The following is a 7,212-nucleotide window of genomic DNA, read 5'->3' as shown; positions in this document are numbered from 1 at the left end:
GCGCACGGCCGCCGAGGAGGCCCGGCGCGGCAACCGCACCCTGGTCGCGGTGCACGCCTGGGAACCGCCCGAGGGCGAGGCACTCTTCCTGCGCAACCCCGACCGGGCCTGGGCCGCGCACTGGCAGGAGTACGCCAGGTCCCGCCTGGACCGCGCCTTCGACGAGGCCTTCGGTGGCTCGCCGCCCGGAATCGCCGTACGCCGCCTGGTGGTCCGCGACCGGCCGGGCCGGGCGCTGCGCACGGTCGCGTCCCGCGCGTCCGACCTCCTTGTGGTCGGCGTACGGCCGGGACGCGACGGCCGCCCACGCCTCGGCGCCAGCGTCACCCGGCACGTACGAAGGCACGCGAACTGCGCCCTGCGGATCGTCCTCGGACCGCGCCGGCCCAGGGGGGTACGGCGTGCGCTGCGGCGGGTGCGCGCTGGGGACTTCGGCGGGCTCGGCCTCACGGCGGTGAGGGAGCGGTCGTAGGGGGCGTGGTCACAGCGGGACACCGGGGTCGGCCCGACCCCGTGTCGCTCAGCGGCGGTCCGTGCTCCTCAGCGCGGCAGCATCCCCCGGCTGCGGGCGGTCGCTACGGCCGCTGTGCGGGAGTCGACCTCCAGCTTCGCGAAGACGTGCACCAAGTGGGACTTGACCGTGGCCTGGCTGAGGAAGAGGCGCTTGCTGATCTGCTGGTTGGAGAGCCCGTCCGCGACCAGGCGCAGCACCTCCAGCTCGCGGCGGCTGAGCGACTCGGCGGGGGCCCGCATCCGGTCCATCAGACGGTGCGCGATGGCCGGGGCGAGCGCGGACTGCCCGGCCGCCGCGGTCCGTACGGCGGCGGCCAGCTCCTCCGGCGGGGCGTCCTTGAGCAGATAGCCCGCAGCCCCGGCCTCCACCGCGGCGAGGATGTCGGCGTCCGTGTCGTACGTGGTGAGGACCAGGACGCGGGGCCCGTCGGCGAGGGCCGTGATCGCGGCAGTCGCCTCCGCGCCGTGCATCGCGCCGGGCCCGAACTGCAGGTCCATCAGGACCACGTCGACGGGCTCGGTGGCGGCGAGCTCGACCGCCCGCTCGGCACTCGCCGCCTCGGCGACGACCCGGAAGTCGGCCTCGGTGTCCAGGACCGCGCGCAGTCCCGCGCGCACCACCGGGTGGTCGTCGGCGAGCAGCAGGCGCACGGGGCGGTCGGTCGGTCCGTGGCTCGTCATGCCTGTACTCCTCGGTGCTGCGGCGGTGCCTGGTCGGGCTCGGTCGGGGCGGGCGTCGGCAGCGGCAGGGGCAGCGTGATCGCGAGCGCCGTGCCGCTGCCGGGGGCGGACTCGACGCTGAGGGTGCCGCCGAGCGACTGGGCGCGGGAGCGCATCGCACGCAGCCCGAACCCGCCGTCCGCACCGCCTACTTGGGGCTTACGTCTGGGAATCTCCTCGGGTCTGAAGCCCTTGCCGTCGTCCACGACGTCGAGCGCGACCGAGGTGTCCATGAAGCTCAGCGTGATCGACGCGCGCCGCGCAGCCGCGTGCCGCACCGTGTTGGCGAGCGCCGACTGCGCGACCCGCAGCAGCGCCACCTCGTACGGAGTGGGCAGCTCCACCGGCGTACCGCTCACCGAGAACTCGACCCGGGTGGGGCCCGAAGCCGCCGCGCACAACCGCTCGAGCGCGGCGACGAGGGAGCCGTGCTCCAGGTCGGGCGGCGTCAACTCGCGGACGAAGCGGCGGGCTTCGGCGAGGTTGTCCACCGCGGCGACGCGGGCCTCGCGGACATGCGCGAGCGCGGGGGCGTCCTCGGGCAGCGTGCGCTCGGCGGCCCGCAGCAGCAACTGGATGCTGGACAGGCCCTGCGCGAGCGTGTCGTGGATCTCCCGGGCGAGCCGCTCACGCTCGGCCAGGGTGCCCGCCGCGCGCTCGGCGGCGGCGAGTTCGGCGCGGGTGGTGAGCAGCTCCTCGATGAGCTCGCGCCGGTGTTCGTTCTCCTGGTGCAGCGTGCGGTACCCGAGCACCGTGCCGATGGCGACGGCCGCGCCGAGCGCAGGGCCGAGCACCGCGCCGGGCGTGGGCGCCGCTCCGTGCCCGATGAACCCGGCTATCGCCGCGCCCGTGGTCACCGCGACCGCGGGCACCGCCCAGCGCAGCGGCAGCAGGTGCAGCTGCAGGAAGAACAGCGGGAACGCCGTCCACAGCGCGTCAGGCGTCAGCACCAGGAGCACCAGCCACAGGGCGCAGAGCAGCCCGAGCCAGACCCGCGACGCGGCCTTCGAGCGGCGGACGGAGGGCAGGGCGAGGCCCGTGCCGTACACCCCCGCCATGACCGCGCAGAGCGTGACCACCGCCGGGGCGTCGGCGGCGCCGGAGCCGACCGCGCGCACGGCGGCGAGCGCGAGCAGCCCGGCCGTCAGCAGGTGCAGACAGCCGCGCAGGGCGCGCAGGACCGGCGTGAGTGAGCGTGCTTCCATGACCGCTTCCGTGACTGCTTCCCGTGACTGCTTCCGTGACCGCTTCTGTGACTCGTCCAGCGTAGGCACGGGCACTGACATCCGGCCCGGGGCAGCGGATCAACCGAAAGTTTGAAGATCGGCTCCGTCCAACGATGCGGCCCGCCCCTCCCCGGGCGCGATGCCGCGGGGCACCCCGGGAACCGAGGCTTGGGGGCATGTTCGTCGCATCCAGAGATCTCAGGTTCGCCAAGGGGCGGTTCGCGCTCATGGGCGCCGTGGTGGTGCTCATCACGCTCCTCGTCGGCCTGCTGTCGGGGCTGACCGCAGGGCTCGCACGGGAGAACACCTCCGCCGTGACCGGCCTGCCCGCCGACCACCTCGCCTTCGCCGCGCCCCCCGACGGCCAGTCGGTCTCCTTCACCAACTCGTCCGTCACCGAGAAGACCTGGACCAACTGGTCCGCGCGGCCGGGCGTCGAGTCCGCCGAGCCCATCGGGATCCGCACCCTGAACGCCGCCTCCGGCGACCACACCGCCGCCGTCTCGGCCTTCGGCGTCGAGCCCGCCGCGGGCATCGCGCCGCCCGGACTCGCCCCCGGCGCGGCCGTGTTGTCCGAGCAGGCCGCACAGGAACTGGGCGTCACGGCGGGCGACACGGTACGGATCGGCTCCCTGGAGCAGCGAGTCGCGGCGGTCGCCGGGGACGCCTCGTACAGCCACACCCCGGTCGTCTGGACCTCGCTCGACGACTGGCAGCGCGTCGGCCGCAGCGGCGCGGGCACCGGCGGGGAGGCAACCGTCGTCGCGCTCACCACCACGGCAGGGGCGGATCTCGCCGCCGGGGACGAGGCGGCGGGCACGGAGACGAAAAGCCTCGACGAGGCGCTCACCGCGATCGGCTCGTACCAGGCCGAGAACGGCTCGCTGCAACTGATGCGCGGCTTCCTGTTCGCGATCTCGGCGCTGGTGATCGGCGCGTTCTTCACGGTCTGGACGATGCAGCGCAGCGCCGACATCGCCGTACTGAAGGCGCTCGGCGCCGCCACCCCGTACCTGCTCAAGGACGCGCTCGGGCAGGCCGTGCTGATGCTCGTCGCGGGCACCGGCCTCGGCGCGCTGCTCGCCTCCGGCGTCGGCCTCCTGATCGGCGGAGGTGACGTGCCGTTCGTCCTCGATCCGCCGACCGTCCTGGTGCCCGCCGCCGTCATGATCGCGCTCGGCGCGCTCGGCGCGGCCCTGTCCATCCGCCGGATCACGGCGGTCGACCCCCTCACCGCACTCGGGAGCGCCCGATGACCCTCACGCTCGACACCGTCACGCTCACCTACCAGGACGGCGACGGCCGGCTCACGGCGCTCGACCGGGTCGCCCTCGACGTACCGGCCGGGACGATGGCCGCGATCGTCGGACCGTCGGGTTCCGGGAAGTCCAGCCTGCTCGCCGTGGCGGCCACCCTGGTGACGCCGGACAGCGGTCAGGTCCTGGTCGCCGGTACGTCCACGGGGGAGCTGAGCCGCGCCGAGAAGTCGGCGCTGCGCCGCGAGCGCGTCGGCATCGTCTTCCAGCAGCCGAACCTGCTGCCCTCGCTGACCTCGGCCGAGCAGCTCCATGTCATGGCCCACATGGACGGCCGCAAACCGCGTCAAGTACGGGACCGGGCGCACGAGTTGCTGGCCGCGGTGGGCCTCGCCGACAAGGCGGACCGGCGCCCGCACCAACTCTCCGGCGGGCAGCGCCAGCGGGTCAACATCGCCCGCGCGCTGATGAACGACCCGGACGTGCTCCTTGTCGACGAGCCGACCAGCGCACTCGACCACGAGCGCGGCGCGGCCGTACTCGACCTCATCGTGCGCCTCACCCGGGAACGCGGCACCGCGACCGTCCTCGTCACCCACGACCGGGCGCACCTCACGGAGGCGGACCAGGTGTGCGAGATGACCGACGGCAGGCTGTACGTCCCCGCGGCGGCCTGAGCGGCATACAGAGCCCCAGAAACAGAGCCCCAGGAACAGCGACGGCGCCCGTGGACTGCCACGGGCGCCGTCGAACGCTGAACTGCCGCGGGTTCAGGACCCGTTGGTGTTGGCGAGCGCCACCGAGAGCTCGGCCGCGACCTGCTGGAGGATCGGCACGATCTTCTCGGTCGCGTCCTCGGTGACACGGCCGGCCGGGCCAGAGATCGAGATGGCCGCGGCGGTGGGGGAGTTCGGGACGTTCACCGCGAGGCAGCGGACGCCGATCTCCTGTTCGTTGTCGTCCACCGCGTATCCCGCGCCCCGTACCTCTTCGAGGGCGGCGAGGAAGCCGTCGGCGGTGGTGATGGTCTTCTCGGTCGCGGCCGGCATGCCCGTACGCGCGAGGAGGGCGCGCACCTCGTCCGCGGGGGTGTCGGCGAGCAGCGCCTTGCCCACACCGGTCGAGTGCGGCAGTACCCGGCGGCCGACCTCCGTGAACATCCGCATCGAGTGCTTGGACGGCACCTGCGCCACGTACACGATCTCGTCGCCGTCGAGCAGCGCCATGTTCGCCGTCTCGCCGGTCTCCTCGACGAGGCGGGCGAGGTAGGGCCGCGCCCAGGTGCCGAGCAGGCGGGAGGCCGATTCGCCGAGGCGGATCAGGCGGGGGCCCAGGGAGTACCGGCGGTTGGGCTGCTGTCGTACGTACCCGGTCGCGACGAGGGTGCGCATCAGGCGGTGGATGGTCGGCAGCGGCAGGCCGCTGCTCGCGGACAGCTCGCTCAGGCCGACCTCGCCGCCCGCGTCCGCCATGCGCTCGAGCAGGTCGAAGGCGCGCTCAAGTGACTGGACACCGCCGCTCGCGGCGGGCTTCGTGGCGGCGCTCTCGGTGGAGGCGTCGCTGGCGCTGGACGTCGGCACGGCGCTGTCCTTTCGATGCTTCAGGAGCGGGAGTCGTCATCCCGTTTGTCTCCCTGGGCGCTTCCGTTGCGGGCAGTGATGGGGAACGGATGGGCAGACGAGCAGCCTACCCGCCGGTCGCCCGTACGCCAGTGCCCTGGTCGAGGAGATCTTCGCCGGTCAGTGCCCCTTTGTCCGAGTGTCACCCGACCCTGCGCGAGCTCCGCGCGGCTCCGGGCTTGTACAGAAGTATATTCTGCGAAGCGAAATCTGGCTTTCGCTTCATGGAAAGCTCTAAGGTGGCCGGGAAGTGGAACCGAAGGCTCCGTGGGGGCGCCGGGGGGTCTTGACTGACTCGGTCGACACGGTGAAGATTCGTTCAACAGAACGTTGAAATCCGCATCCTGCACTTCCGTCCGGCGGAAGGCCGCCGTCGGATTCACACTCGGATTCACGGCCCGCAGGAGCCGCCCGCCGAACACGCCGGGTCGCACCCGACGAGCCTGTCCCGCCCTGGCGCGGCCGACGGGCCGGCAGGCCCCGCGGCAGCCACGTACATCGCCCGGAACACGGGCACTGAAGAGGAATGAGGGGAAGCGGGTGTCCGACGTGGAACTGGTCCTTCGCTCGACGCGAGTCGTCACCCCCGAAGGGGCGCGCGCCGCTTCGGTAGCCGTCGCCGACGGGAAGATCACGGCCGTACTGCCGTACGAGGCCGAGGTCCCGGACGGGGCGCGGCTCGAGGACTTCGGGGACGACGCGCTGCTGCCCGGCATCGTCGACACCCATGTCCACGTGAACGACCCCGGCCGCACCGAGTGGGAGGGCTTCTGGACCGCCACCCGCGCGGCGGCCGCCGGCGGCATCACGACCCTCGTGGACATGCCGCTCAACTCCCTGCCGCCGACCACCACGGTCGACAACCTGCGTACCAAGCAGGAAGTGGCCCGTACCAAGGCGCACATCGACGTCGGCTTCTGGGGCGGCGCGCTCCCGGACAACGTCCAGGACCTCAAGCCCCTGCACGACGCGGGCGTCTACGGCTTCAAGTGCTTCCTGTCGCCGTCCGGTGTCGACGAGTTCCCGCACCTCGACCGCGAGCAGCTCGCCGCCTCCATGGGTGAGATCGCCGGCTTCGGCGGCCTCCTCATCGTGCACGCCGAGGACCCGCACGAGCTGGACTCCGCCCCGCACCTGAGCGGCCCCAAGTACGGCGACTACCTGCAGACCCGGCCGCGTGTCTCCGAGGACGTCGCGATCAAGGGCCTCATCGAGACCGCGAAGCGCCTCGACGCGCGCGTGCACGTGCTGCACCTGTCGTCCTCCGACGCGCTGCCGCTGATCGCCGCCGCCAAGGCCGAGGGCGTCAAGCTCACCGTCGAGACGTGCCCGCACTACCTCACCCTGACCGCCGAGGAAGTCCCGGACGGCGCGAGCGAGTTCAAGTGCTGCCCGCCGATCCGCGAGGGCGCCAACCAGGACCTGCTGTGGGAGGCGCTGGCCGACGGCACCGTCGACTGCATCGTCACCGACCACTCGCCGTCCACCGCCGACCTGAAGACCGACGACTTCGCCACCGCGTGGGGCGGCATCTCCGGTCTCCAGCTCAGCCTGCCGGCCATCTGGACCGAGGCCCGCAAGCGCGGCCACAGCCTCGACGACGTGGTGCGCTGGATGTCCGCGCGCACCTCCGAGCTGGTCGGTCTGAACCAGAAGGGCGCCATCGAGGCCGGCCGCGACGCCGACTTCGCGGTCCTCGCACCCGACGAGACCTTCACCGTCGACCCCGCCGGACTCCAGCACCGCAACAAGGTCACCGCGTACGCGGGCAAGACCCTGAACGGTGTCGTGAAGTCCACCTGGCTGCGCGGCGAGCGCATCCACGCGGACGGCGAATTCACCGTGCCCTCGGGCCGACTCCTCGAAAGGAACAACTGA

At 72.7% G+C, this 7,212-nt stretch carries 7 protein-coding genes; 4 read left to right on the top strand and 3 right to left on the bottom strand.

What is annotated here, in order from left to right; genetic code table 11:
- Window positions 1-472: universal stress protein (locus GUY60_RS10365; RefSeq protein ID WP_161696176.1), on the top strand; the 472-nt coding region annotated here is incomplete at its 5' end.
- A 68-nt stretch (window positions 473-540) separates the two neighbouring features.
- Here the strand turns inward: GUY60_RS10365 and GUY60_RS10360 are convergent.
- On the bottom strand, window positions 541-1,194 hold the full coding sequence (locus GUY60_RS10360) for a response regulator (protein WP_161696174.1): 654 nt from the start codon (window positions 1,192-1,194) through the stop codon (window positions 541-543).
- Window positions 1,191-2,438, bottom strand: a complete 1,248-nt coding sequence (locus GUY60_RS10355; RefSeq protein WP_161696172.1) for a sensor histidine kinase — start codon at window positions 2,436-2,438, stop codon at window positions 1,191-1,193. Before GUY60_RS10355 ends, GUY60_RS10360 begins: the two co-directional genes overlap by 4 nt.
- A gap of 197 nt (window positions 2,439-2,635) precedes the next feature.
- On the opposite strand from GUY60_RS10355, the gene GUY60_RS10350 reads away from it, so the two are divergent.
- Together GUY60_RS10350 and GUY60_RS10345 are read left to right on the top strand one after the other, a co-directional pair.
- Window positions 2,636-3,715 carry an ABC transporter permease gene (locus GUY60_RS10350; RefSeq protein WP_161696170.1) on the top strand — a complete coding sequence of 360 codons (1,080 nt, stop codon included), beginning with the start codon at window positions 2,636-2,638 and terminating at the stop codon, window positions 3,713-3,715.
- Complete coding sequence (locus GUY60_RS10345) at window positions 3,712-4,392, top strand: ABC transporter ATP-binding protein (RefSeq protein WP_161696168.1); 681 nt, start codon at window positions 3,712-3,714, stop codon at window positions 4,390-4,392. The genes GUY60_RS10350 and GUY60_RS10345 overlap by 4 nt, the downstream gene beginning before the upstream one ends.
- A 93-nt stretch (window positions 4,393-4,485) precedes the next feature.
- Here the strand turns inward: GUY60_RS10345 and GUY60_RS10340 are convergent, their stop codons facing one another.
- Window positions 4,486-5,295, bottom strand: coding sequence for an IclR family transcriptional regulator (locus tag GUY60_RS10340; protein ID WP_161696166.1), 810 nt, complete (start codon window positions 5,293-5,295; stop codon window positions 4,486-4,488).
- A gap of 579 nt (window positions 5,296-5,874) precedes the next feature.
- Between GUY60_RS10340 and allB the strand changes: the two genes are divergently transcribed.
- The gene (gene allB, locus GUY60_RS10335; protein ID WP_161696164.1) at window positions 5,875-7,212 is read left to right on the top strand and encodes an allantoinase AllB; all 1,338 of its coding nucleotides are present in this window, start codon (window positions 5,875-5,877) and stop codon (window positions 7,210-7,212) included.

Origin of the sequence: Streptomyces boluensis (assembly GCF_009908195.1) — a bacterium.
Lineage (GTDB): Bacteria > Actinomycetota > Actinomycetes > Streptomycetales > Streptomycetaceae > Streptomyces > Streptomyces boluensis.
This window is presented reverse-complemented; position numbering and strand designations above follow the sequence as displayed.